We start from the raw sequence: 23,144 nt of genomic DNA, 5'->3' as shown, positions 1-23,144 counted from the left end.
TGCTGAATGGATATGGTCGACCTCATATTGACGGTTTGCCTGATTGCCAATCCGGGCAATTGCCGAGACGAGCATCTCTATTTCGAGAGCCGTGGCTCTCTGTTCCAATGTATGATGCTGGCGCCCAGCGAAATCGCGAAATGGTCGCAGGAACACCCGACCCTCAAGGTCAAGCGCTGGAAATGCGCTTTCCCGAACAAAGACCATGCGATCTGATCGCGCCCCGGTCTATTACGGCCCCGGGAGGAGGCATCATGATGATTTCGCGTCGAGCAACGCTCCGTCTGGCAGCTCTTGGAACAGCTGCGGCTCTTGTCTCAAGGCCCTCCTTCGCTACGACCAAAGTTCGCATTGGTGTGCTGAAGTTCGGCACCGTGAGCTGGGCGCTTGACACGCTGAAGCAGCACAAGTTCGACACAGCCAACGGCATCGATCTGCAGATCATCGATTTCGCCGGCGAGGATGCGACCAACGTCGCCATGCTGGCCGGCGCGATCGACATCATCGTCTCCGACTGGCTGTGGGTCTCGCGCCAGCGCTCGGAAGGCGTCGATCTCACATTGGTCCCCTATTCGACCGCCGTGGGGGCGATCATGGTGAAGGCTGAATCGCCGATCCGGACGATCATAGATCTCAAGGGAAAAAAGATCGGCGTCGCCGGCGGGCCTCTCGATAAAAGCTGGCTGCTGATCCAGGCGCTGGCCAGACGCGATCACGGCCTCGACCTGCCGGCAACCAGCGACATCGTCTTTGGCGCGCCGCCGCTGATTTCGGAAAAGGCGATGCAAGGCGAACTCGATGCGGTGCTCAATTTCTGGCATTTTTGCGCCCGGCTCGAGGCCAACGGCTTTCGTCGGCTGATCGGCGCCGATGATGCGGCGAAAGCGCTCGGGGCCTCGGGCGCCGTATCGGCGCTCGGCTATGTCTTTCATGACAAATGGGCGAACGAAAATCCGGACGCCGTCAGGGGCTTCATCAAGGCTTCGGCGCAGGCCAAGGGCTTGCTGGCCAGATCCGACGACGAGTGGCTGCGCCTGGCACCGATTATCCGCGCGCAAGGCAAGGAATTGGCCAAACTGCGTGACCGCTATCGCGAAGGCATTCCCAGACGCCCCGTCGCCGAGGATGCGGCCGACGCGGGCAGGCTCTACCGCGTGCTGGCCGAGATCGGCGGCGACAAGCTGGTCGGCCGCGCGCCCGAGATGGCGCCCGGCACGTTCTGGCAGGAGCTGCCGAAATGACCGCACCTGACACCGGCGATCGCCCGCCTGGCGCTGCAGCCGACATCTCCAGCCAATCCGGCCTTGCAGCGGCGCTGACACCCGTGCTGACGGTTGCGGTCTCTCTGCTCGGGCTTTGTCTGCTGTGGGGTCTTGCGGCAAATGCCTGGCCGAGCCGTGCTTTTCCTGGGCCGGGACGGGTCTGGCAGGTGCTGCTCGCAGAGGCGGCGAACGGCGACCTTTTCTACCATCTCGGCGCGACACTCGGCCGGGTTGCCGCGGCATATGTCGTCGCGATGGTCGTTGGCTCGGTCATCGGCGTTCTCCTCGGCAGCCACCGCAGCGCAGACCGGTTCTTCAGCCCCTGGCTGGTCCTGTTTCTCAACATTCCCGCGCTGGTCGTCATCGTGCTCGCCTACATCTGGTTCGGCCTCAACGAGGCGGCGGCGATTGGCGCCGTTGCCGTCAACAAGATCCCCAATGTCGTGGTGACGATGCGCGAAGGCGCCAGGGCGCTTGATCCGAGCTACGGCGAAATGGCCGCCGTCTACCGCTTCGGTCCCCTCGAACGCATCCGCCATGTCCTGCTGCCGCAATTGCAGCCCTATCTTGCCGCCGCCTCACGATCCGGCATCGCCCTCGTCTGGAAGATCGTCCTTGTGGTCGAACTGCTCGGCCGCTCCAACGGTGTCGGCTTCCAGATCTATCTTTATTTCCAGCTTTTCGACGTCGCCGCCATTCTTGCCTACACGCTGGCTTTCGTTGCGGTGATGCTTGTCATCGAACTCCTTCTGGTGCAGCCCATTGAACGACATGCAACCCGTTGGCGCCGTCGTCCCGCTTAGGGTCGCCATCGCCGAAAAGACCTTCAGGTCCGCGCAAGGCGTCTCGATCACGGCGCTCCAGGACCTTTCCTTCGAGGTCCGGCAAGGCGAATTCGCCTGTCTGCTGGGACCGTCGGGCTGCGGCAAGACCACGACGCTGCGCATCCTGCTTGGATTGGACAAAGACTTTTCCGGCTCCTTCCAACTGCCTGAAGGCGGCTCCAACCGGATCGCCGCCGTGTTCCAGGAGCCGATCTTGCTGCCGTGGCGGACGGTGGAGCAGAATGTCAGGCTGGCGCTGCCGAAAAGCCTGAGAGCGAAGAACCTCGACGGGCTCTTCGACACGCTCGGCCTCGCCGGCATGCGCTCGCTCTACCCGGCGGAGCTTTCGCTCGGCCTTGCGCGCAGGGCAGCACTTGCCAGGGCCTTCGCCACCGAACCGGCGGTGCTTTTCCTGGACGAACCCTTTGCCTCGCTCGACGAACGCACTGCCGAGCGGCTTCGGCACCTGCTTTTGACCGTGTGGTCGGCGCGGCCTACGACCGCCCTGATGGTAACGCACAATCTCCGCGAGGCGCTGATGCTGTCGGACCGCATCATCGTTCTCGCACAGCGGCCAGCCCATGTGCTCGGCATGTTCGACGTAAGGCTGCCGCGGCAATATCGCAATCCACAGGTGATGAGCGACCTTTTGCGGTCGTTCCACCAAAAATTTCCGGGCGTGGCCTGATCGCCTTACAGTTCGGAATGCATATCGGGGGGAAGCCATGCCGATCGATAGGCTACGACGTAAACTCGTGAATGGCTTCGCCTGCACGGCGGTCAGTGCCGCGATGCTGCCCTGTTGCCCCGGGCGGGCCGCTCTCGCCGCTGCCGGCGGGCTTGAATTCAAGCTCAGGAAAATCGCCGACGGCGTCTTCGCTTTCCAGGGCGTCGATGAATTGATGAGCGCCGCCAACCAGGGCGCGATTTCGAACCTGGGCGTCGTCGTCGGGACCGACGCCGTTGCCGTCATCGACAGCGGCGGCAGCCTGATCGAGGCGAACGCCCTCATCGCCGCGATCGGCAAAATAAGCGCCAAGCCGGTTCGCTACCTGATCAACACCCATATGCACCCCGACCACATCTTCGGCAATGCGGCGTTCCGGGAGATCGGCGCCACCATTGTCGGCCATCGCAATCTGCCGCGCGCGCTCGAGGCACGCGGCGCCTTCTACCTGCAAAGCTTTCGCGAACAGATCGGCGACGCGCTGATGGAAGGGATCGAGATCATACCGCCGACGATGCTGGTCGATGATCGCCTGCAGCTCGAACTCGGTGGACGCGTGCTCGAATTGCAGGCATGGAAGGCGGCTCACACCGACAACGACCTGACCGTCTTCGACAGCGCGACCCGCACGCTGTTCGCCGGCGATCTCGTGTTCATAGGTTCCCTGCCGACGCTCGACGGGTCGCTGCTCGGCTGGCTGCGCCAGATGGATGCGCTGGCCGCGATCGGCGCCGCGCGCGTCGTGCCGGGTCATGGCCCGGTGCCGGCCGACTGGCCTGAGGCACTGACGGCGGAGCGGCGCTATTTCGAAGTTCTGGCGCGCGATATTCGCAAGGCGATCACCGACGGGGTGCCGCTCAGCGAGGCGGTCAAAACCGCCGGCCTGAGAGAACGGGGCAATTGGCAGCTGTTCGACGACTACAACGAACGCAATGCAACGGCCGCCTTTGCCGAACTCGAATGGGAATAGATCACACCGACAAGCGCTGGACGTGATCAAGTGGATCGATTTGCCAACACATGGTCGAGGGCTTATCCTTCGACATCGGCCTGGGCACCACCTCTCTGACATTGGTGGAGGCATGAAATGCAGAACCACGCTTACCGGAGCCGGCAGCTCGCCTTGCCGCTCGCAGCCATCTTCGCCGCGATCATCCTCGGCACGTTCTTTGGCTCCTCCGGAGCCGCCCACGCCCAGCAAACAACCGCATCTTCGGACAGGATCTGGCAGGATTTGAAAGGCGACGTGTTCGGCGATCGGGCAATTCTGGTCGATACCGGCGTCGTCAGGGTCGAGGCGCCGAAGCGGGCGCAGGATGCCGCGATCGTGCCGGTCGACATCTACATCGACCCGGCCAAGGCGCCCGACGGCATCAAATCCGTCACCTTGATCATCGACGTCAATCCAGCACCGGTGGCAGCGACGTTCCAGATCGGCAAGGACGCCGGCGTGACGCATCTATCGACGCGCGTGCGCGTCAACGACTATTCCTATTTGCGCGCCATAGCAGAGACGCAGGGCGGCGAACTCCACATGGCGCAGACCTTCGTCAAGGCGTCAGGCGGATGCTCCGCCCCGGCGGTCAAGAACCAGGACGAGGCGATAGCGACGATGGGGCAGATGAAGCTGCGCCAATTCCCACCGCAAGAGACGATGACAAAGGCGCAGGAATTGCAGCTGATGATCCGGCATCCGAACAATTCGGGCCTGCAGCGGAATCCACAGACCCAGTATTTCATCCCCGCGCATTTTGTTCAGAAACTGTCGATCTCGCAGGCAGACCGGCCGATCCTCTCGATGGAAGGTGGAATATCGATTTCGGAAGATCCCAATTTCCGGTTCGATTTCACCGCGCACGGCACTGGCGACATCCAGGTCGAAGCGATCGATACCGACGGCAAGGTATTTCGCAATCAATGGCCACTGGAGGCTACAGGACTCTGAAGCCTCGAAATCGCATACAGCGGTTGTCTCCCCCGTCGCCGCTCTTACCAGGGCACGCTCTAAAGCGCGTCGCGTTTGACCGGCCTTATGCGACGCGCTTTAGGTTGTTGTTTTATGCATGTCGTTATCGCAAAACCGCTGCACACCCTCGGTTCAAGCCCGAGGGCATGCTTTTGCGCGACATGCATTAAAAGCAGCGCACGTCGGCTTCCGCCTGCGCGCGCTTCAGTTCCGTGCTTGCGGCTTTTGCCGGCGCGCTTTCGCGAAACAGTCCCGAACGCTCCCCTGTCGTCAGGGACATGCTCTTGAAGGTCTCGGCCCTTTCATAATCCTCGAATGGAAGGATCGAGGCGATGACGTCGATCGAGCAGGAACAGTTCTCCAGCGCCTGACGTGTCTGGCCATTCGTCTGCATGCAGCCAAGCACATAGTCGACAATCGTCGCCGTCGGATAATCTCCGGCGGCGCCGGCCGGATTGGCGAAGGCCAGGGCCGATGCAAGCAACAGCGGCAAGGTCGAAAAGCCGACATATCTGACCATGGGGAACCCTCCGATTGGCGCGGACGTGACAGATCGAGCCCGATGGATCGAGACAGATCACCGCACCAGTTGGCCTCGTGCCACCACGCCAGTCAAGTTCTCATGCAGGCCATATAGTACCAAAGGAGCAAGGCCGTACCGGCCGGCAAAAGGCCTCCCCGACAGCACGAACATCCGCTCCGAAACCCGGTGCTGACCTTCATTTCATGTCTCTTTCACTATCGGCACCCGGAGCGACGCTCGCATACTTAAACCCATATGCTCTAAGGAATATTTCCAAATATAAATCAATACATTTTGCCCAAAAAATACGCCAAATTTGGCAACTTATATAAATCTCGCTTCATTCACAGTCGATCAATAGCTTTCTGTATGGGTTTTTTCATATCTATTTCTCTATATTGCAGTGCAACATAGACGGAAGTGATTTTTCTTGCCTTCCGCCTGGGGATGACATAGCTTCATCCTGTTTCCGGCTTCAAGGGCGTCACCGTCATTAGGGAGCGGCGACAGTCTTTCGTAGGCCAAGTGGGATGGGCAGTAACGGTGCCCTCTGCTCATTCGGCTTAGGTCGTGACACGCTGCCGGAAATACTTCCCCCACATGAATCGCTTGGGCAAGCCCTCGTGGGCGCGACGGACGATTCGTCATTGTGAACCCTGGGAGGACTTTGATGCGTGTACTTGCGAAAACTGCCTACCTACTAACGACCGCGGCGCTCATGTCGTTCGGCGCGGTCCACATGACGTCGGCCAATGAAGAACTGATGAAAATGGCCGAAAACCCCAAGGACTGGGTGATGCAGACGGGTGACTACGCCAACACCCGCTTTTCCAAACTTAACCAGATCACCAAGGACAATGTGAAGAACCTGCAGGTCAAGTGGAGCTTCTCCACTGGCGTGCTGCGCGGCCATGAAGGCGGGCCGCTGATCATCGGCGATGTGATGTATGTTCACGCGCCGTTCCCGAACACCGTCTATGCTCTCGATCTCAACAATGATGGAAAGATCCTCTGGAAATACGAACCCAAGCAAGACCCCAATGTGATTGGGATCATGTGCTGCGACACGGTCAATCGTGGCGTCGCCTATGGTGACGGCAAGATCATTCTCAACCAGGCCGACACCACCGTCGTGGCGCTCGATGCCAAGTCCGGCAAGGTCGTCTGGTCGGTCAAGAACGGCGATCAGATCGACGGCGGAAAGGGCGAATCCGGCACGTCAGCGCCTGTGGTCGTCAAGGACAAGGTTATCGTCGGCGTCTCCGGCGCCGAATATGGTGTTCGCGGCCACATCTCGGCCTACAATCTGACGGATGGCAAGCTTGCCTGGCGGGCCTATTCGACGGGACCCGATGCAGAAACCCTGATCGATCCCGAGAAGACAACCCATCTCGGCAAACCAGTCGGCGCGGACTCGGGCACGAACACCTGGGAAGGCGAGCAGTGGAAGACCGGTGGCGGCACGACTTGGGGATGGTACGCCTATGATCCCAAGCTTAACTTGATCTACTACGGCACCGGCAATCCATCGACCTGGAACCCGGTCCAGAGGCCGGGCGACAATCGCTGGTCGATGACGATCATGGCTCGCGATGCGGATACGGGCATGGCCAAGTGGCTCTACCAGATGACCCCGCATGACGAGTGGGATTATGACGGCGTCAACGAGATGATCCTTGTCGACGGCATGGACATCAAAGGCGCCAAGCGCGATGTGCTGGTGCACTTCGACCGCAACGGCTTTGCCTACACCATGGATCGCGCCAATGGCGAGCTTCTCGTCGCCAAGAAATACGATCCGGCAGTGAACTGGGCGACGGAAGTCAACATGGACCCCAGCAGCGACCAGTATGGCCGCCCGCAGGTCGTGGCCAAATATTCGACCCAGGCGAACGGCGAAGACACCAACTCGACGGGCATCTGCCCGGCCGCGCTTGGAACCAAGGACCAGCAACCGGCGACCTATTCGCCGAAGACCGGTCTGTTCTACGTGCCGACAAACCATGTCTGCATGGACTATGAGCCCTACAAGGTGAGCTACACCGCCGGTCAGCCTTACGTGGGCGCCACCGTGTCGATGTATCCTCCCCCTGGAGCCGACCACATGGGCAACTTCATTGCCTGGGATGCTGCCAAGGGCGAGATCGTCTGGTCTAAGCCCGAGAAGTTCTCGGTCTGGTCGGGCGCGCTGGCGACCGACGGCGACGTCGTCTTCTACGGCACGCTCGAGGGCTACATCAAGGCGGTCGATCATGACGGGAATGAACTCTACAAGTTCAAGACCCCGTCCGGCATCATCGGCGACATCACGGCCTACGAGCATGGCGGCAAGCAGTACATCGCCGTTCTGTCCGGCGTCGGCGGATGGGCCGGTATCGGTCTGGCAGGTGGACTGCTTTCGCCCGAAAACGCCGCTGCCTGGCATGGCGCCGTCGATCAGGGCCGTGAGCAAGGCGACGAGACCGCGGTCGTTGGGACTGCTGGTCTGGGAGCGGTCGGTGGCTACGCAGCACTTGCCGACTACACGACGCTCGGCGGCCAGCTCACCGTCTTCGGTCTCCCGGACTGATACACGGGAACCTTAGGCACGCCTCGGGTCTTGTGAAAAAGACCAAGGCTTGAAAAGCGAGAGCCCGGATCACCGGGAAGCCAGGACCGGGCTCTCGATTTCGCCGCGCACCCAAAACATCGATCAATGCCGCTTCACGACTGCAAACCCGTGTCCGTGGCAAATGAAGGAAGAGTCTGAATGTCCGTTCGCATTGTAATTTCCGCTCTCGCTCTGGCTCTGCTGCCTCTGGCAAGCTCAAGTCTCGCGCAGGCCTCGGACAGCGCGGAAAAAGCCAAGGCGGTGACGGAAGAGGACGGCAAGCATTTGGATGCGGAGGGTAATCCGACCTACAAGATCGAAAACGGAACCGTCGATTGGTATACGTTCAGCGGTTACCGCCGGTATCACTCCGATTGCCATGTCTGTCACGGACCGGACGGCACAGGTTCGAGCTATGCGCCGGCCCTGGTCAACAGCCTGAAAACCATGGATTACGCCACGTTCCTCTCGATCGTCGCCGAAGGCCGCAAGAACGTCGGCGGCGGCAAGGAGAACGTCATGCCCGCTTTTGGCGACAACAAGAACGTCTATTGCTACATGGATGATCTCTACGTCTATCTGCGTGCCCGCGCCGACGGTGCGGCGCCCCGCGGCAGGCCGCCGAAGAAATCAAACAAGCCACAGGCAGCGAAGGATGCCGAAGCATCCTGTATGGGTGGATGATATGATTGGCCGTGATGCGTTGAAACTGCGCTTTGTCCTGCCGATGCTCGGCGCACTCGCCTTGCTGCCTTCGAACGCCCAGTCGCAGGACGCCGGCCTTGGTGCCGCGGGAGAACTGATCGACCCCGACATTCTGCGCGTCTGCGCCGATCCTTCGAACATGCCCTTCACCGACAAGAGCGGCGAAGGTTTCGAAAACCGGCTGGCCGAACTGGTTGCCGCGAAAACCGGCCGGAAGTCCGTCGCCTATACATGGTTCCCTCTTGTCGCCGGCTTCGTGCGCAACACGCTGGCCGCCAACCGATGCGACATCATCATGGGTTACGCCCAGGGCGATGAACTGGTGCAGAACACCAACGCCTACTATCGCTCGTCCTATGTGCTGGTGCACCCGAAGGGCAACGGCATGGAAGGCGTCGAGACCATCGAGGATCCGAAACTCACCGGCAAGAGGATCGGTGTCGTCGAAAGCACGCCGCCGACTGCCAACATGGCCGCCAACAAGCTCTTGCGAACGGCAAAGATCTATCCGCTGGCGGTGGATACGCGCCTCACCCCTTCCATGGGGGAGGTCATGATCAAGGACATGCTGGCCGGCAAGATCGATGCGGCTGTCATGTGGGGACCGATGGCAGGCTACTATGCCAAGCAACTCGGCGCCGATCTTACGATCGTTCCGCTGGTGAAGGAAAAAACCGGCTCGCGCATGTCCTACCGCATCACCATGGGCGTGCGTCCATCCGACCAGGAATGGAAGCGGACACTCAACCGGGTGATCAGGGAAAACCAGGCGGAGATCAACAGGATCCTGCTGGACTACAACGTGCCGCTGATCGACGAACACGATAATCCGATCACGCAATGACGAAACCGTTATGACGGGAAAGGAGACGATTTTGCTGGTCGCTGCGGGCCTTCTGGGTCTGACCCAACCGATGTGGGCTGGCGATGTCGCCGAGCCCGACGGCTACCGGATGGACGAATATCGGGCGCCGGTGCCGCAGACGCTGCGGGGCGCAAGCGTGGTGACGACGGCAGAGGCGGAGGCGCTGTGGCGGGAGAAGAAGGCGGTGTTCTTCGACGTCATGCCGAACACGCCGAAGCCGGCTAATTTGCCGGCAGGAACGATTTGGAGAGACACGATCAGAAAGGATATCCCAGGCAGCACCTGGCTCGCCAATGTCGGTTACGGCGCTATCTCCGAGGAGACCGCCAGTTATTTTCGCCAGGGCCTCGCGGCCGAAGCCGGTGCCGACAAGTCGCGCGCTATTCTGTTCTATTGCATGACGAATTGCTGGATGTCGTGGAATGCCGCGAAACGGGCCGTCGAATGGGGCTACAGCGCGGTGATCTGGTATCCGCCCGGCGCCGATGGATGGGAGCGTGAAAACCTTCCGCTGGAGGAGAAGAAGCCTTACGTGATCAGCAATTGAAGCATGAGCACTGTTATTTTCGATCGTCTTGTTTTCGAGTTTTCAGAACCTACCGTTTTCATTTGTCCATTTTGAGAGCTGATGGACGAGCCATTGCAATGGTGCCCAGCAATGGTTGACTGAGAAAAAGATCGGCCCCTTCGGGCTGGTAGAAGAGGAGAAATGCCATGAAGAAGAGCTGGACGAAACCGACCATGTGCCAGGTTGCTGCGGGCTTCGAAATTTCGCGGTATCTGCCTGCTGAAATTCCTCCCAAGAAGTAGGCCGCAGAGGTGCGTGTCCCTGGCAACGGGGGCACGCACTGCCTTGCCGCGCGAGGTTTTCGGGAAAGGCTTTGGGAAGCCATTCGCGGTCCAAAACTTGCTGTTGGTTGAATGAGCCGCAGAGCGGGCATTGCAATGCGCTTGAAAATCATCGGCTCGGCGGCAGGCGGCGGCTTTCCGCAATGGAATTGCAACTATCGCCTGAGCCGCGCGGCTCGCACCGGGATGGCTGGCGTGCATTCGCGAACCCAATCAAGCATCGCCGCGTCAGTGGATGGCGCCGGCTGGGTGCTCTTCAACGCCTCGCCCGATATCCGCCAGCAGATTGCGCAAACGCCTGAATTGCAGCCCGCGCATGATGCGCCGCTGCGTTCGACGCCTATCCGTGCGGTGGTGCTGACCAATGCCGATGTCGATCATGTCGCCGGCCTGCTCAGCCTGCGTGAGCGGCAACCCTTCGCCATCTATGCAACGACACAGGTTCTGGCGACGCTGGAGGCGAATTCGATTTTCAATGTTCTCGATCCGGCGCTCGTGCCGCGACGCACCTTGCCGCCGGCGGAAGAACTGGCGATCTGCGACGCAGACGGCCACGACACCGGCGTGACTGTCGAGAGCTTTCCCGTGCCCGGAAAGATAGCGCTCTATCTCGAGGAAAGAAGCCAGCCGGATGCCAATTTCAGCTCCGAGTCCGGCGACACGGTCGGCGTCCGTATCACTGGTACCGGCAGTCGCGGCTCCGTCTTCTATATCCCGGGCTGCGCGCGCATCGATGCGACGCTGCGCACGCGTCTAGCCGATGCCGCCTGCCTTCTGTTCGACGGCACGGTCTATACCGACGACGAGATGATTGCTGCCGGGGTCGGCCAAAAAACCGGGGCGCGCATGGGGCATCTGGCAATGTCGGGAGACACAGGTTCGATCGCCGGCCTGGCCGATGTGAGGATCGGCCGCCGTGTCTTCGTCCACATCAACAACACCAACCCTGTTCTGGACGAGAATTCTGCCGAATACGTAGCAGTGAAAGCCGCCGGCTGGGAAGTCGCCCGCGACGGGATGGAGATGGAATTTTGAGTGATTTCCACGACGCGGCCAGGAACGGCCTGTCCTCCAGCGAACTCGAAGCCGTGCTGCGGCAAGTCGGTGCCGAGCGCTATCACAACCGCCATCCTTTCCATCACAGGATGACCAGCGGTGCGCTGTCGCGGACCGAGATGCAGGCCTGGGCGCTGAACCGCTATTGCTACCAGGCTGTCATCCCGCGCAAGGATGCCATGATCCTCGCACATGCCGAGGACCCGGCGTTTCGCGCCGCCTGGCGCAAACGCATCGAGGACCATGACGGCGAGGACGGCTGGAGCGGCGGTATCGCGCGCTGGCTGCATCTGGCGACCTCGCTCGGCCTCAATCCCGATGACGTGAAGAGCGAAAGGCTGGCACTGCCGGCGACACGTTTCGCGGTCGGCGCTTACCTCTCCTTTTGCACGAACCGGACGCTGTTCGAGGCGGTCGCGTCGTCGCTGACCGAGATGTTCTCGCCGCTCATCATCGGCGAGCGGGTGCCGGCCATGCTGGCCAAATACGATTACATCACCGAGGATACGCTGGCCTATTTCAGCCGACGGCCCGAACAGGCCTCGCGCGACGCCGACTTCGCCCTCGCCTACGTGCTCGGCCATGCCGATACGGCGGAACGCCAGCAGCAGGCGATCGATGCGCTGGTGTTCAAATGCGATATACTGTGGGCCATGCTCGATGCGCTTCAACACGCCTATGCCGAGCCCGGAAACATCCCGCCCGGCGCCTTCCGTCCGGAGCCAGCCCAATGATGGCGCTGCGCGAAAGAGCCCTGGTGTCGCCGCAGTCGGTGCCATCGCTGCCGAAGCACGTGCGCATTCAGTACGACCCTGTGCGGCAGGCGTTCGCCGTGCTTTCGCCGGAAAAAGTATTTTGGCCCAACGACATCAGCCTCGACATATTGCGCCGCTGCGATGGACGGTCCACGGTCGGCCACATCATTGCCGGCCTTGCCGCGGATTATGACGCCGAACAGGAGGCCGTGGCCGCCGACGTCGTCGCCTTCCTGCAGGAATGGTCGGACAAGCTGCTGGTGAAGCTATGAGCGAGCCCCTTCTCCCTCCGATCGGCATGCTGGCGGAACTGACGCATCGCTGCCCGCTGCAATGCCCTTATTGCTCCAATCCGCTCGAATTGCTGAAGGCCAATCGCGAACTCGATACACAGACCTGGCTCGACCTGTTCTCGCAGGCGGCCGATCTCGGCGTTCTCCAGGTGCATCTGTCCGGCGGCGAACCGACGCTGCGCCGCGACCTCGAGCAATTGATCGCCGGGCTTTCGGCGCGCGGCGTCTATACCAACCTGATCACCGCCGGCGTCGGCATTGCCGAAGCCCGCATCGAGGCGTTTGCCGAAGCCGGGCTCGACCATCTGCAGCTGAGCTTCCAAGGCGCACGGCCGGCGACCACAGACCGCATCGGCAACCACAAAGGCGGCCACGAAAAGAAGCTGGAGACGGCACGCCGCGCCCGCGCGGCCGGCCTGCCGCTTACCATCAACGCGCCGATCCATCGCCACAACATCGAGGAGGTGCCGGAATTCATCGATCTGGCGCTTTCGCTGGGCGCGGAGCGGCTCGAGATCGCCAACGTGCAGTACGCCGGCTGGGCGCTGACCAATCGCGATCAACTGATGCCCGAGCGTGCTGCGGTCGACCGGCAGGCGGAGATCGTCGCGGCGGCGCGCGAACGGCTCACCGGCATCATGAACATCGATTTCGTCCCACCGGATTATTTCGCCATCTATCCCAAGCCGTGCATGGGCGGCTGGGCGCGCGACGCCTTCATGGTGACGCCGGACGGCACCATGCTGCCATGCCATGCCGCACAGACCATCCCGTCGCTCAGTTTTGAGCGTTTCGGACCGCGCAGCCTGGCCGAGATCTGGACGGATTCGCCGGCATTCAACGCCTTTCGCGGCACCGACTGGATGCAGCAGCCCTGTCGCAGTTGCGAACGGCGTGAGATCGACTGGGGCGGCTGCCGCTGCCAGGCGATGGCGATCGCCGGCGATGCCGCCGCCACGGATCCGGCTTGCGCGAAATCGCCGATCCATGCGCGCATGGCAATGCTGATCGACGAAGCCCAGCGTGCTGCGGCAGTTCCTTCGCAGGACGAACCATTCGTCTACCGGCGGATCGGCGTCGTCACCGAGCCCGCCTGACGCGTTGTTCTATTCCCCGGTCTCGCGCTCGCGCACCGCGTCGGCGAAAGCCAGTGCATCGCGATTGACCGCGACATTGTGCACGCGGAAGATCGAAGCGCCCTTCAACCGCAGGATGACGCTTGTCGCCGCTGTGCCGACGTCCCGCCCCTCGTCAGTTTCGCCGACCAGGTGCCGGGCAAGACGCTTGCGGGACGTGCCGACCAGCAATGGAAAACCGAGCGCGCGCAATTCACCGAAGCGAGCCATGAGCTCGAGGTTTTCCTCGCCGTCCTTGGCGAAAGCGAAGCCCGGGTCGAGCACGATCCGATCGTCCGGGATGCCGGCGTCGCGCGCGATCTCCAGCGATCTGTTCAGGAACAGGAACTGGTCGGCGATCACATCCGCCAGTTTTTCGCGGCCGCGCCCGGTGTGCATGATGACGAGGCCGGCGCCGGTTTCCGCTGCGACGTGGGCGATGTCGGGTTCGCGCTGCAGGCCATGCACGTCGTTGACGATATGCGCGCCCGCCGCGACCGCCAGGCGCGCCGTCTCGGCCCGATAGGTGTCGACCGAAACCAGGCTGCCGCCTTCGGACGACAGCGCCTCGATGACCGGCAGGATGCGCGCTTGTTCCTCGCGCGCCGAAACCGCGTCGGCGCCGGGCCGGGTGGACTCGCCACCGACATCGATGATCGCCGCGCCCTCGTCGATCATGCGCCGCGCCTGCTGGAGCGCCCGCTCGGGCCGGTCGAATTCTCCGCCGTCGGAAAAACTGTCCGGCGTGAGGTTCAAAATCCCCATCAGCAACGATTTCGCGCCAAGATCGAGATGCCGTCCGTGAGCAAGATGCCAGCGCGTCATGCATCAACCTTCCGTCATATTAATGCATGTCGCGCAAAAGTGTGCAGCGGTTTTGCGATAACGACATGCATAAAATAACAACCTAAAGCGCGTCGCGTGAGGCCGGTCAAACGCGACGCGCTTTAGAAGCCATTCGCGACACGATTGTCACTCACACGAACCCGGTTTCCCCATCTACCTATGCTCGCGAAACAAGAAGGAGCGTAGCAATGACCAAGGAAAGCTTTATCTACACGACCTATATCGTCTCGACACCGGGAAAGGTGTTCGAGGCCATAACCAAGCCAGACCTCGCACGGCGCTACTGGGGCCACGAGAACGTCTCCGACTGGAAGCCCGGCTCGAGCTGGGAGCATATCCGCGCCAATGATGAACGGAGCGTCGAGCTCGTCGGCAAGGTCGTCGAGGTCTCCCCGCCAACCCGTCTCGTCATCACCTGGGCAAACGCTTCGCAGGCGTCCGATCCGGCGAGCTACAGCCGGGTGACCTTCGAGCTCGAGGAATACGAGGCCATGGTCCGGCTGACCGTCACCCATGACGAGCTCGAAGCCGGCAGCGGGATGGCGAACGGCATCAAGCGCGGTTGGCCGATCGTCCTCTCCAGCCTGAAATCCTTCCTCGAAACGGGTCAGGCGATCGATGTCTTCGCCAAGCCGCGCGCCTCCGAACTGGCGGCCTGAACCCGGGAACTAGGAGCCGAGCAGATGAGCACTCTCTACACCGGCGGATGCGCGTGCGGCGCGGTCCGCTACGAGACAAAGGCAGCCCCGATCTTCGAGAACCACTGCCAATGCCGCGATTGCCAGAAAAGAAGCGGCACCGGTCATGGATCCTATCTGACGTTTCCGTCGCGAGCGGACGTGAAGATCACCGGCACGGCGACGGACTGGCGCATTGCGGGTGACAGCGGCAACGATAACATCCATTCGTTCTGCCCGGTCTGCGGAACGCCGGTCTACCTGACATTCGCCGCCATGCCGGAGCCGATCGCGGTCTATGCCGGAAGTCTCGACGATCCGGGCCGGTTCAAGCCGACGGTTGTCACCTACGGTATCCGGGCTCTCCCCTGGGACAAGATGGATACCGCGCTGAAGACGTTCGAGAAGATGCCGCCAGGCTAACCGGCCCGGCGGCACATGGAATGAAGTATCTTGTCGGCTTCGGCTCGATCTCGTTGGCCCAGCTGGGAACACCGCAAATATTACGGTGACAGTGCACTTTTGCCGTGCTCGGCTGTCGCTGTGTGTAGATTGAAGGCAATGGCTCGACTTGCATTTGCCGCGCCGCCGATGTCGGTATCTGGGCGGCCGGCCGGTGGGCAGCGAAGCACTTCTGGACCGGAATTGCCGAGCATCCCAGTTTTCCCCCTCATCGCGGTTTCGATCCACGCCCCGCGAGAGGGGGGCGACATGATCATGCCGGTGTTTCCTGGTGAGGGGCTGAAGTTTCGATCCACGCCCCCGCGAGAAGGGCGACCCGAGCTCGAACACATGATGTTCGTCATGAACCAGTTTCGATCCACGCCCCCGCGAGAGGGGCGACATGCGCTCGGCCAGGATGGTCCACTCGGCCTTGTCGTTTCGATCCACGCCCCCGCGAGAGGGGCGACGCGAGCGGGGCCGCGAGATCATCCAGCTTTACCGGTTTCGATCCACGCCCCCGCGAGAGGGGCGACCGTTCACCATCGTTCCACGCAGCACGAAGCTGTAGTTTCGATCCACGCCCCCGCGAGAGGGGCGACCTGACCTGCTCGACGACGATCCCCACCCTGCCGCGTTTCGATCCACGCCCCCGCGAGAGGGGCGACGCCACCGCCAACGCCACCGGCCCCTACGAGCCGAAGTTTCGATCCACGCCCCCGCGAGAGGGGCGACTGAGCGCCTGATCAAAGTCAGGCACGATATGCTTGTTTCGATCCACGCCCCCGCGAGAGGGGCGACCTAAGAGCCCCGTAGGCGCAGCCCGCAAGTGTAGCGTTTCGATCCACGCCCCCGCGAGAGGGGCGACTCGTCACGAAGTCGATACCGAGCACTTTGAACGCGTTTCGATCCACGCCCCCGCGAGAGGGGCGACGCCGTGATCTGGAAAAACGAGCCCTCATCGGCAAAGTTTCGATCCACGCCCCCGCGAGAGGGCGACTTGTTGATGATCTGCCCAAGATAGACGGTGTTACAGTTTCGATCCACGCCCCCGCGAGAGGGGCGACTTCGGCCATGGTGAAGGTGCCGCTCAATCAGAATGTTTCGATCCACGCCCCCGCGAGAGGAGCGACCCCCGGCGACGATCCACAGAAACCCGAATCGCCGGTTTCGATCCACGCCCCCGCGAGAGGGGCGACCGCACCGCCGGGAGAACCAAACGTCCAAGTCACAGTTTCGATCCACGCCCCCGCGAGAGGGGCGACACGGGCGACGGCACGACTGCCGCGTTCCAGATCAAGTTTCGATCCACGCCCCCGCGAGAGGGGCGACCCGATTCGGCGAGCTCTTCCGGCGTCGTGAATTGGTTTCGATCCACGCCCCCGCGAGAGGGGCGACCAAGGCAAATGGCCACGAAGAGCGCTTCATGTGGTTTGGATCCACGCCCCCGCGAGAAGGGCGACAAAAAGCGAGGAAAGAACATGCCGCATTCATCGAGTTTCGATCCACGCCCCCGCGAGAGGGGCGACCTGCTGCAATGGCGGCTTGGGTCTGCGCCTTGTAGTTTCGATCCACGCCCCCGCGAGAGGGGCGACATGATAATGCCGGTGTTTCCGGGGGAAGGTTTGAAGTTTCGATCCACGCCCCCGCGAGAGGGGCGACGCGTTGGATGTGCTGTTGCAGCAGACCCCTTGGGGTTTCGATCCACGCCCCCGCGAGAGGGGCGACCATTGGCGTGTGGTGGCCATTCTATCGTGCGATGGTTTCGATCCACGCCCCCGCGAGAGGGGCGACGCGGCTGCACGTTCGCATCGCCGGTGTGTCTGGTGGTTTCGATCCACGCCCCCGCGAGAGGGGCGACGTATTGGCGGCCAGTAGCCTCACGCGTCTGTGACGTTTCGATCCACGCCCCCGCGAGAGGGGCGACCATAGCGTACGGCTTCCGGCGTTGCCCGCTGCCAGTTTCGATCCACGCCCCCGCGAGAGGGGCGACGGTGTCCTTGTCGAACAGCCCGTCACGCGTGTTGTTTCGATCCACGCCCCCGCGAGAGGGGCGACAGTGCCTCAGCTAACAGATTGCCATGATTGAAGAAAGATGAGCTAGATCGCGAACATAGCCCCACGACTGAGCAAGAGGTCGGGCGAAAACCCAGCTTGACGCACATAGTTTCACGATTTCAAAGAACCAGCGCCGGCGCGAATCCGTCGGAATTTTCCGGCACGCTCCATGTTCGCGCTGTGTCGCGCTTGCAATGGATTCAGATGATGAGGGTACCGCCGAGGTCGGCCACAGGCTTCGCGCCGACGTGCTCCAGCCGCCGCTGCCAGTTGGCGCCTAGATAATAGTAGCGCAGGCTGTCGTGCTGAAGATCGATAATTCGCTCCAATCCAGCCTTCACTTTGATCCACTGGGCAGGGTCGACCTCGATTTCGAACACTGAAAACTGAACTCTTTGACCGAAGTCCTGGCAAGCCTTGGCTACTCTGCGGAGTCTGCGAGCACCGTCGCCTTCCGTCGTGCTCACGTCATAGGTCACCAGTACCATCATCGTACGAGCTACTTCCAGAACCAAGGCGGATAGGCGTCAAGATCACCGCGCAGATGACGGGCCAGAAGCTGCGCTTGAAGGTGGGGCACCAAGCCAAGCCGAGCATTTTCCTCAATGAATGGATGATGGCGTTCCTGTTTCTTGCGTTCCTGCCAGGCAGCAAGCACGGTCTTGCGGCCGTCGTTGGTAAGCCAGACCGCGCCGCCGTCGCGGACCTCGAAGTCGGCGGCGCGTAGCTGGCGCCGGTTGATCAACGACAAGGCAAGTCGATCGGCCAAGACCGGGCGTAATTCTTCCATCAGATCGAGTGCCAGGCTCGGTCGCCCTGGCCTATCACGGTGTAAGAACCCGACTGCAGGGTCGAGGCCCACCCCTTCTGCCGCACTGCGGCAGTCGTGAGTCAGAAGTGTGTAAAGGAACGAGAGCAGTGCATTGACTGGGTCGAGCGGTGGTCGGCGCGAGCGGCCGCGAAAACGCATTTGCGCATCAGGTGAACGGATCAGGGTATCGAAAACGCTGAAATAGAGCGCGGCAGCTTCGCCTTCGGCACCGCGCAACTGACTCAAGTCAAGCCCAGCAAGGCTTACCCCGCGCAAAATATGCACCTGACGCCTCGTCGCATCAGCGACACGGTCGCGCGCTTCCGGTGCCAGTTCCTCGCCATAGTCGCGAAGCCCACGCATCAGCACCGCCCGTTGGTTGGATATCTTGCCGGCGACAAGCCCGCGCACAATATCTTCGGGCGCCTCAGACGCGCGATACTGCGCCCGCCGCAACAGCACATTCCCAGCGACAGGTCCCTCGACCCTAGCTTGAAACCGGCCGGCACGGTCGAGCATCACCAATGTGATACCGGTGCCGGCACAAGCGCCAATGAGAGCCGGCGAAATATAGATTGCCCCGAAGACGACGACGGATCCGAGCATGTGCAACGGAACACGGGTGCGTTCGACACCATCGACCTCGGCTACCAGATTCTCGCCGTCCTTCTTCAGACTGGCGCCTTCCGTAGTGACATACACCGTGTTGAGAAATTTCTTCACGACGCGGCATCTTCCTCCAGGAGTAGAGCTAGCGTTCGGTTGCGCCAGTCGCGCGCCGACTTCGCCATGGTCTTTGGGCGGCAGAGATCGGCAAGCGAGCAGGCCCGGCAGCGATCAGCACGGTAGATCGCCTTCGGCGTCTGGCGTGTTGCGAAGATTTCGCGCAGCCGGGCGACTGTTTCCTCCGTCAGCAGACGCAGTTCCGCATCGAACGGTACCGTGAGCCTGCGCTTTGTCTCGCCATAGAACAGTGCACCCTCCGGCACCGGTCGTCCGGTCATCTCCTCGAGGCAGAGCCCCTGCGCGCAGAGCTGCACCTCGTCGGCGCGATGCAGCTTCGGCTTACCTCGCTTGAACTCGACAGGGTAAGGCGTTTCGCCATTCTTGCCCGCATGAAATTCCACCACGTCTGCGACGCCGGCGATGCCGAGACGTTTCGAAGCAATCGAAAGCGCAGATTCGCGACGTACGCTGCGCACGCGCCGCATGCCCGGCCTGTCGGCGGCGATATGCATGACATGGCCTTCTGCCGTAAACCGGTTCTCTTGCCAAATTCGCTCGACATGGATGAGTGCGGCTTGCCGCAGACAATAGACAGCGTGCTGCAACGCCGAGAGCGGAATTGGATCGGCATCCCGTTCGTCGGGCTGGGTGGCCAGAGTTTCGGCCGGCGCCATGCTCACAGACGCTCGATAATCTCCACGCCGTCAGGTAGCCCTTCACGATCGATCTCGATTTTGTAGTCACTGAATTTACGGGCCGGTGGATAGTTGCCAATGCCGGAATCGTCGACATCGCGGAGCACGCCGTCGATGCTGCGGCCAACCCTTACGCGATCAAAGAGCACATGGGCTGGTGCGTTGCCGAGCGAATTCGCGTGTTTGAAGACGACGAGCTTGCGGCTTGCCATTTCTCCGCGCGCTGCCGACCGATCGTGCTCGAACATCGTTGAGAGCGCCTCGAAGAGCAAGTCAAGGTCTGCATCGGAAAAGCCAGTGCGTTCGGCAAGTTTCGCGGAGACGAAACCGTGGGCGCGGTAGAGACCATAGGGTACAATATGCTTGCGACCCATGGTGCGATTGTCGATGCGGTCATTGCCTTCCTCGCTGCCCTCCACTCTTTGCTTTTTCTCTGCCTCATTGGTTGCAGCCATGCGGGTGATGGAGATTTCCTGGGGCACGATCGGCTCGATGGAACTCGCAAAGGTCATCTGCACCGGCCCACGCACCTGGCCAGCATTGATGCCGGTCGACATGACCGCGCCGAAGGTGCGAACATCGAAGAAATTCGCGCACATAAATCTTGTCAGAGCTCGCCCGTCACCGTCGTCTTTGGGATTTAGCTTCGCGTCCTTGGCGGCTTTTCCGTCGTCGGGGCGTAGCGCGACATAGGCCTTGCGGTGCTGTTCATTCAGGATCGCGCCTTCCTTGACGTAGATGTTGTAGCTCTGATGTTCGCCTCTGGCGAACTCGACATAGTTCCGCACCTTGCGCTTGAGGCTGACGTCCGACACCAGACCATGATTGGTCTCGGGATCGAGCCGCGGCATGTTGCCGGCATCCGGGTCGCCGTTCGGGTTGCCTTTGGATACATCAAACAGCAGGACGAAATCATAGCGGTTGGAAAGGGCGTTCATGATGCGGCATCCTGTGTGTCGACGGTTTCGGGTTTGCGGAAGAATTCGCCACGCTGATGGTAGTAGCCGAGGCCGAACAGTGCCTGCTCTTCGGCGGAAAGGGAGGCCGGGAAGGGATCGCTGTCGGGCGACATGCGTTCGAGGATAGCGCCGATGGTTTTTTCGAGATTGACCCTGTGTCCAGGCCTTTGCTTGCCGACCTTCGAAAGATGGTTGGCTGATCCCCGGTCTAGCAGGGCGAACACCTTGCGAGGTTGGGCGGATGCCGAACTGTAGAATTTATCCTTGATGGTGGCGTTGACGTTGCGACCGAGCGCGGCCGTTTGTATTTGTTCATACGCAGCAAACAGCCGCCCGAGCAGATAGCCCTTGTTCCTATTCTCCGGTTGGAATGACACAGGAACCTCCCCAATTGCCTTGTTGAAATTTCGAACGAGCAGCGCTTTCAGGATACTGACCCTGAGCGCGTTCACCTCTCCGTCCGCGCAAATGCGCATCAGCACCGTCGAGAGTAACGACAGAGGGTAACGGGTGCCCGTCAGGATCGAGCGCATCCATTCGCCGGCGAGATTCGGCGGCACGTTTTCGCGCTTGCCCAGCACCGCGGTTTCGGCAAGATATTTCCATAGCGCGGTGTTCGCGTCGCGCGGCGGCGGATCGACCTCCATTTCGGCAACGAAGCGCTGGTAGTTTTTCGCCAGCACGCCGAAATCGTTCTCGAACCAGAACCGGATCGAAAGCCGAGCGGCATTCGGCGCAAGACCAAGGACATAAAAGCGGACGCCGTTTTCAAGTTCCGGGGCGACCACCTTGAGTGGCAGGCCCTTGCGAATGCGTGCGAGGATATCGCCGACCTTGCCGGCTTGGGTGACTTCGTCGACTTCCGAAAACATCGCGCCGAACGTGCCTTCCGCCGTACGCGCCACCTCGGCGTTCGAGGCATCAGCCCAGAAAACGGTGGAGGCATCGCCGACCTGGATCCGGTTGGTCTTGCCAGCAAGGAATGTGTTGAGCGCCGTGGAATATTTGAAGGCCGCACCTTCGGAGACAGGAGCATTGTCGCCCTGCTCGTGTTCATAGGACGTGAAGGCGTCGAGATTGAACGATACGATGGAAGCGCCGGAGGATTGCGCACCCCATACGCCTTTGATCGCCGGGTGGAGGCGCGCAACCGCTCCATTCGAGCCGGTCACGAGGCAGATCGAGGCGGCATCCCCGCCGCCGCTGCTCCGGTCCACCCACAAATCCTTGGCGGCTGGCCGATCATGAAGATATATGCCCTGGCGCCTCTCGCTTTCGAGCGCGAAGACCACGTTCTGGTCTTTCATCTCGTCAAGCCATGTTGGTCCCACGAACCGTCCGGGCGCCCAACCTTCAAGGAATAGAGAAAGCGCCCGCAGGCCCGCGTCCTCCGAGTCTTCTAGCGCATCGCGGTGGCGTTTTACGAAAGCGGCATGCTCGTCGGCTGTGCGCTTGCCCTCTCCTGCCGTGACGCCAAGCACGTAGGAAGTCTTATCCCAGAGGAAATTAGGCGCGATGCCCGCGGTGCGTTTGGTCGGTTGCGGCACCTGCATCATGCGCGGCAGTTTTTTCTTGCCCGTGCCATCACGCAGATCAGTAACGCTAGCCACCTTTCCGTCTGGGTTGAGCGAGATGACAAAACCGATCTTTTCCGTGGAGTAGCCGAAAGGCGGTGCATCGGGCAGACGGTCGTAGGCCTTGGCAAGTGAAGCCAAAATGCTCATCTCCGGATCTCCGAAGAATTGGGAGCCGGAACGGGCATCACCCCGTTGTTGAGGCAAGCACGGAAAAACAGCGAAGGCTTGTCCGGCGCCCCGTGGTCGATGTCCCACAGCATGAAGCCAAGGTCGCGCGTTTCATTGATCGCGTCCGGCAACGGTGCACCGGGCGGCAGCAGTTCGAAGGCTGCCGCGAACTCGCGTGTGCCGAGGCAGGGCTGGTGGAAGCATTGCCCGCGCGCCGCGCGACGGTTGAACGTGTCGAGATGCTTGCCCTCGTTGTCATCGGGGCCGGCCTTGTCGGTCATCTCGAAATGCGCTTCGATGAGATAGGCGACGTCGACGAGCACGGTGGCGGCGCGCTGCTGGCGATCCTCATCGACGAGAAGGTGCAACCCTTCGAGGTTGCCGCGGTTGATGGCGGTCTTGACGTTTCGAGCAGAGACCTTGCTGCCAACTTCGTTGCGCCGGATGGACTGGAAACGAATGGCCTTCAGGACGTGGATATTGTCCACCACCCATCTGATGGCCGGCTTCCAGTGGATCGCCTCCAGAATTCCACGTGCCGCCGAGGGCGTCATCACGTCATAGGAGACGCGCTCAACCTTCATCTCCGGTCGCGTAAAGCAGGCGTGACTCCCTGAAACCCTCAGCCTGACGCCAAATGACATTCGCCCCTCCCC

The 23,144-nt window shown here is 61.4% G+C and carries 25 protein-coding genes and 1 CRISPR repeat array; of the genes, 16 read left to right on the top strand and 9 right to left on the bottom strand.

The genetic code is table 11. The features are described 5' to 3' along the window. Positions 1-6: 6 nt before the first annotated feature. The 6 genes from AC0L3L_RS13410 (at position 7) to AC0L3L_RS13385 (ending at position 4,758) form a co-directional block, all read left to right on the top strand. On the top strand, positions 7-216 hold the full coding sequence (locus tag AC0L3L_RS13410) for a hypothetical protein (RefSeq protein WP_473637918.1): 210 nt from the start codon (positions 7-9) through the stop codon (positions 214-216). Between the two features lie 38 nt (positions 217-254). Next, positions 255-1,241, top strand: coding sequence for an ABC transporter substrate-binding protein (locus AC0L3L_RS13405; protein ID WP_473637917.1), 987 nt, complete (start codon positions 255-257; stop codon positions 1,239-1,241). Further along, on the top strand, positions 1,238-2,065 hold the full coding sequence (locus AC0L3L_RS13400) for an ABC transporter permease (protein WP_473637916.1): 828 nt from the start codon (positions 1,238-1,240) through the stop codon (positions 2,063-2,065). The genes AC0L3L_RS13405 and AC0L3L_RS13400 overlap by 4 nt, the downstream gene beginning before the upstream one ends. Further along, entirely contained in the window at positions 2,034-2,774 is a 741-nt protein-coding gene (locus AC0L3L_RS13395; protein WP_473638002.1) for an ABC transporter ATP-binding protein, read from the top strand. The genes AC0L3L_RS13400 and AC0L3L_RS13395 overlap by 32 nt, the downstream gene beginning before the upstream one ends. Positions 2,775-2,811: 37 nt before the next feature. Beyond that, complete coding sequence (locus tag AC0L3L_RS13390) at positions 2,812-3,783, top strand: quinoprotein relay system zinc metallohydrolase 2 (RefSeq protein ID WP_473637915.1); 972 nt, start codon at positions 2,812-2,814, stop codon at positions 3,781-3,783. Between the two features lie 117 nt (positions 3,784-3,900). Beyond that, on the top strand, positions 3,901-4,758 hold the full coding sequence (locus AC0L3L_RS13385) for a quinoprotein dehydrogenase-associated SoxYZ-like carrier (RefSeq protein ID WP_473637914.1): 858 nt from the start codon (positions 3,901-3,903) through the stop codon (positions 4,756-4,758). A 187-nt stretch (positions 4,759-4,945) separates the two neighbouring features. On the opposite strand, the gene AC0L3L_RS13380 is transcribed toward AC0L3L_RS13385, so the two are convergent. After that, entirely contained in the window at positions 4,946-5,299 is a 354-nt protein-coding gene (locus tag AC0L3L_RS13380) for a hypothetical protein (protein ID WP_473637913.1), read from the bottom strand. Positions 5,300-5,972: 673 nt separating this feature from the next. Here AC0L3L_RS13380 and AC0L3L_RS13375 point away from each other — a divergent pair. The 4 genes from AC0L3L_RS13375 (at position 5,973) to AC0L3L_RS13360 (ending at position 10,009) form a co-directional block, all read left to right on the top strand. Then, a complete protein-coding gene (locus AC0L3L_RS13375) occupies positions 5,973-7,871 on the top strand; it encodes a methanol/ethanol family PQQ-dependent dehydrogenase (protein ID WP_473637912.1) in 1,899 nt (632 codons plus the stop codon). Positions 7,872-8,051: 180 nt separating this feature from the next. Further along, on the top strand, positions 8,052-8,576 hold the full coding sequence (locus tag AC0L3L_RS13370; RefSeq protein WP_473637911.1) for a c-type cytochrome, methanol metabolism-related: 525 nt from the start codon (positions 8,052-8,054) through the stop codon (positions 8,574-8,576). Position 8,577: 1 nt separating this feature from the next. Beyond that, entirely contained in the window at positions 8,578-9,441 is an 864-nt protein-coding gene (locus tag AC0L3L_RS13365) for a quinoprotein dehydrogenase-associated putative ABC transporter substrate-binding protein (RefSeq protein WP_473637910.1), read from the top strand. 10 nt (positions 9,442-9,451) lie between these two features. Beyond that, positions 9,452-10,009, top strand: a complete 558-nt coding sequence (locus tag AC0L3L_RS13360) for a PQQ-dependent catabolism-associated CXXCW motif protein (RefSeq protein WP_473637908.1) — start codon at positions 9,452-9,454, stop codon at positions 10,007-10,009. 58 nt (positions 10,010-10,067) lie between these two features. On the opposite strand, the gene AC0L3L_RS13355 is transcribed toward AC0L3L_RS13360, so the two are convergent. Beyond that, the gene (locus tag AC0L3L_RS13355; protein ID WP_165848570.1) at positions 10,068-10,205 is read right to left on the bottom strand and encodes a hypothetical protein; all 138 of its coding nucleotides are present in this window, start codon (positions 10,203-10,205) and stop codon (positions 10,068-10,070) included. A 202-nt stretch (positions 10,206-10,407) separates the two neighbouring features. Here AC0L3L_RS13355 and pqqB point away from each other — a divergent pair, with 202 nt between their 5' ends. From pqqB to pqqE, 4 genes are read left to right on the top strand one after another with little or no spacing between them, the layout of a single operon-like run. Further along, positions 10,408-11,346 (top strand): pyrroloquinoline quinone biosynthesis protein PqqB, encoded by a 939-nt coding sequence (gene pqqB / locus AC0L3L_RS13350; RefSeq protein ID WP_473637907.1) that lies wholly within the window; start codon positions 10,408-10,410, stop codon positions 11,344-11,346. After that, positions 11,343-12,101 (top strand): pyrroloquinoline-quinone synthase PqqC, encoded by a 759-nt coding sequence (pqqC, locus tag AC0L3L_RS13345; protein ID WP_473637905.1) that lies wholly within the window; start codon positions 11,343-11,345, stop codon positions 12,099-12,101. Before pqqB ends, pqqC begins: the two co-directional genes overlap by 4 nt. After that, positions 12,098-12,394: a pyrroloquinoline quinone biosynthesis peptide chaperone PqqD gene (pqqD, locus tag AC0L3L_RS13340; protein WP_123148295.1), complete on the top strand. Its 297-nt coding sequence runs from the start codon at positions 12,098-12,100 to the stop codon at positions 12,392-12,394. Before pqqC ends, pqqD begins: the two co-directional genes overlap by 4 nt. Beyond that, positions 12,391-13,512 (top strand): pyrroloquinoline quinone biosynthesis protein PqqE, encoded by a 1,122-nt coding sequence (gene pqqE / locus AC0L3L_RS13335; RefSeq protein WP_473637904.1) that lies wholly within the window; start codon positions 12,391-12,393, stop codon positions 13,510-13,512. Before pqqD ends, pqqE begins: the two co-directional genes overlap by 4 nt. 9 nt (positions 13,513-13,521) lie before the next feature. On the opposite strand, the gene folP is transcribed toward pqqE, so the two are convergent. Beyond that, positions 13,522-14,355, bottom strand: coding sequence for a dihydropteroate synthase (gene folP, locus AC0L3L_RS13330; RefSeq protein WP_473637903.1), 834 nt, complete (start codon positions 14,353-14,355; stop codon positions 13,522-13,524). Positions 14,356-14,564: 209 nt separating this feature from the next. Between folP and AC0L3L_RS13325 the strand changes: the two genes are divergently transcribed. Beyond that, complete coding sequence (locus AC0L3L_RS13325) at positions 14,565-15,035, top strand: SRPBCC family protein (RefSeq protein WP_473637902.1); 471 nt, start codon at positions 14,565-14,567, stop codon at positions 15,033-15,035. A 24-nt stretch (positions 15,036-15,059) separates the two neighbouring features. Next, positions 15,060-15,476 carry a GFA family protein gene (locus AC0L3L_RS13320; RefSeq protein ID WP_473637901.1) on the top strand — a complete coding sequence of 139 codons (417 nt, stop codon included), beginning with the start codon at positions 15,060-15,062 and terminating at the stop codon, positions 15,474-15,476. Between the two features lie 323 nt (positions 15,477-15,799). Then, positions 15,800-17,552: direct repeats of the CRISPR family, unit length 32 nt; unit sequence GTTTCGATCCACGCCCCCGCGAGAGGGGCGAC. Between the two features lie 200 nt (positions 17,553-17,752). Here the strand turns inward: AC0L3L_RS13320 and cas2 are convergent. The 6 genes from cas2 to cas5c are packed head-to-tail and all read right to left on the bottom strand — an operon-like array spanning position 17,753 to position 23,132. Next, positions 17,753-18,043, bottom strand: a complete 291-nt coding sequence (cas2, locus tag AC0L3L_RS13315; RefSeq protein WP_473637900.1) for a CRISPR-associated endonuclease Cas2 — start codon at positions 18,041-18,043, stop codon at positions 17,753-17,755. An 8-nt stretch (positions 18,044-18,051) separates the two neighbouring features. Further along, on the bottom strand, positions 18,052-19,086 hold the full coding sequence (cas1c, locus tag AC0L3L_RS13310; protein WP_473637899.1) for a type I-C CRISPR-associated endonuclease Cas1c: 1,035 nt from the start codon (positions 19,084-19,086) through the stop codon (positions 18,052-18,054). Next, positions 19,083-19,763, bottom strand: coding sequence for a CRISPR-associated protein Cas4 (gene cas4, locus AC0L3L_RS13305; protein WP_473638001.1), 681 nt, complete (start codon positions 19,761-19,763; stop codon positions 19,083-19,085). Before cas4 ends, cas1c begins: the two co-directional genes overlap by 4 nt. Before the next feature lie 2 nt (positions 19,764-19,765). Then, a complete protein-coding gene (gene cas7c / locus AC0L3L_RS13300; RefSeq protein ID WP_473637898.1) occupies positions 19,766-20,722 on the bottom strand; it encodes a type I-C CRISPR-associated protein Cas7/Csd2 in 957 nt (318 codons plus the stop codon). Next, positions 20,719-22,467 carry a type I-C CRISPR-associated protein Cas8c/Csd1 gene (cas8c, locus tag AC0L3L_RS13295; RefSeq protein ID WP_473637897.1) on the bottom strand — a complete coding sequence of 583 codons (1,749 nt, stop codon included), beginning with the start codon at positions 22,465-22,467 and terminating at the stop codon, positions 20,719-20,721. Before cas8c ends, cas7c begins: the two co-directional genes overlap by 4 nt. After that, the gene (gene cas5c, locus AC0L3L_RS13290; protein ID WP_473637896.1) at positions 22,464-23,132 is read right to left on the bottom strand and encodes a type I-C CRISPR-associated protein Cas5c; all 669 of its coding nucleotides are present in this window, start codon (positions 23,130-23,132) and stop codon (positions 22,464-22,466) included. Before cas5c ends, cas8c begins: the two co-directional genes overlap by 4 nt. Positions 23,133-23,144 lie beyond the last annotated feature (12 nt).

It is taken from the genome of Mesorhizobium sp. WSM4849 (genome assembly GCF_055811385.1).
Note: the sequence above shows the minus strand (reverse complement) of the source record. Positions and strands in the feature narration are given on the sequence as shown.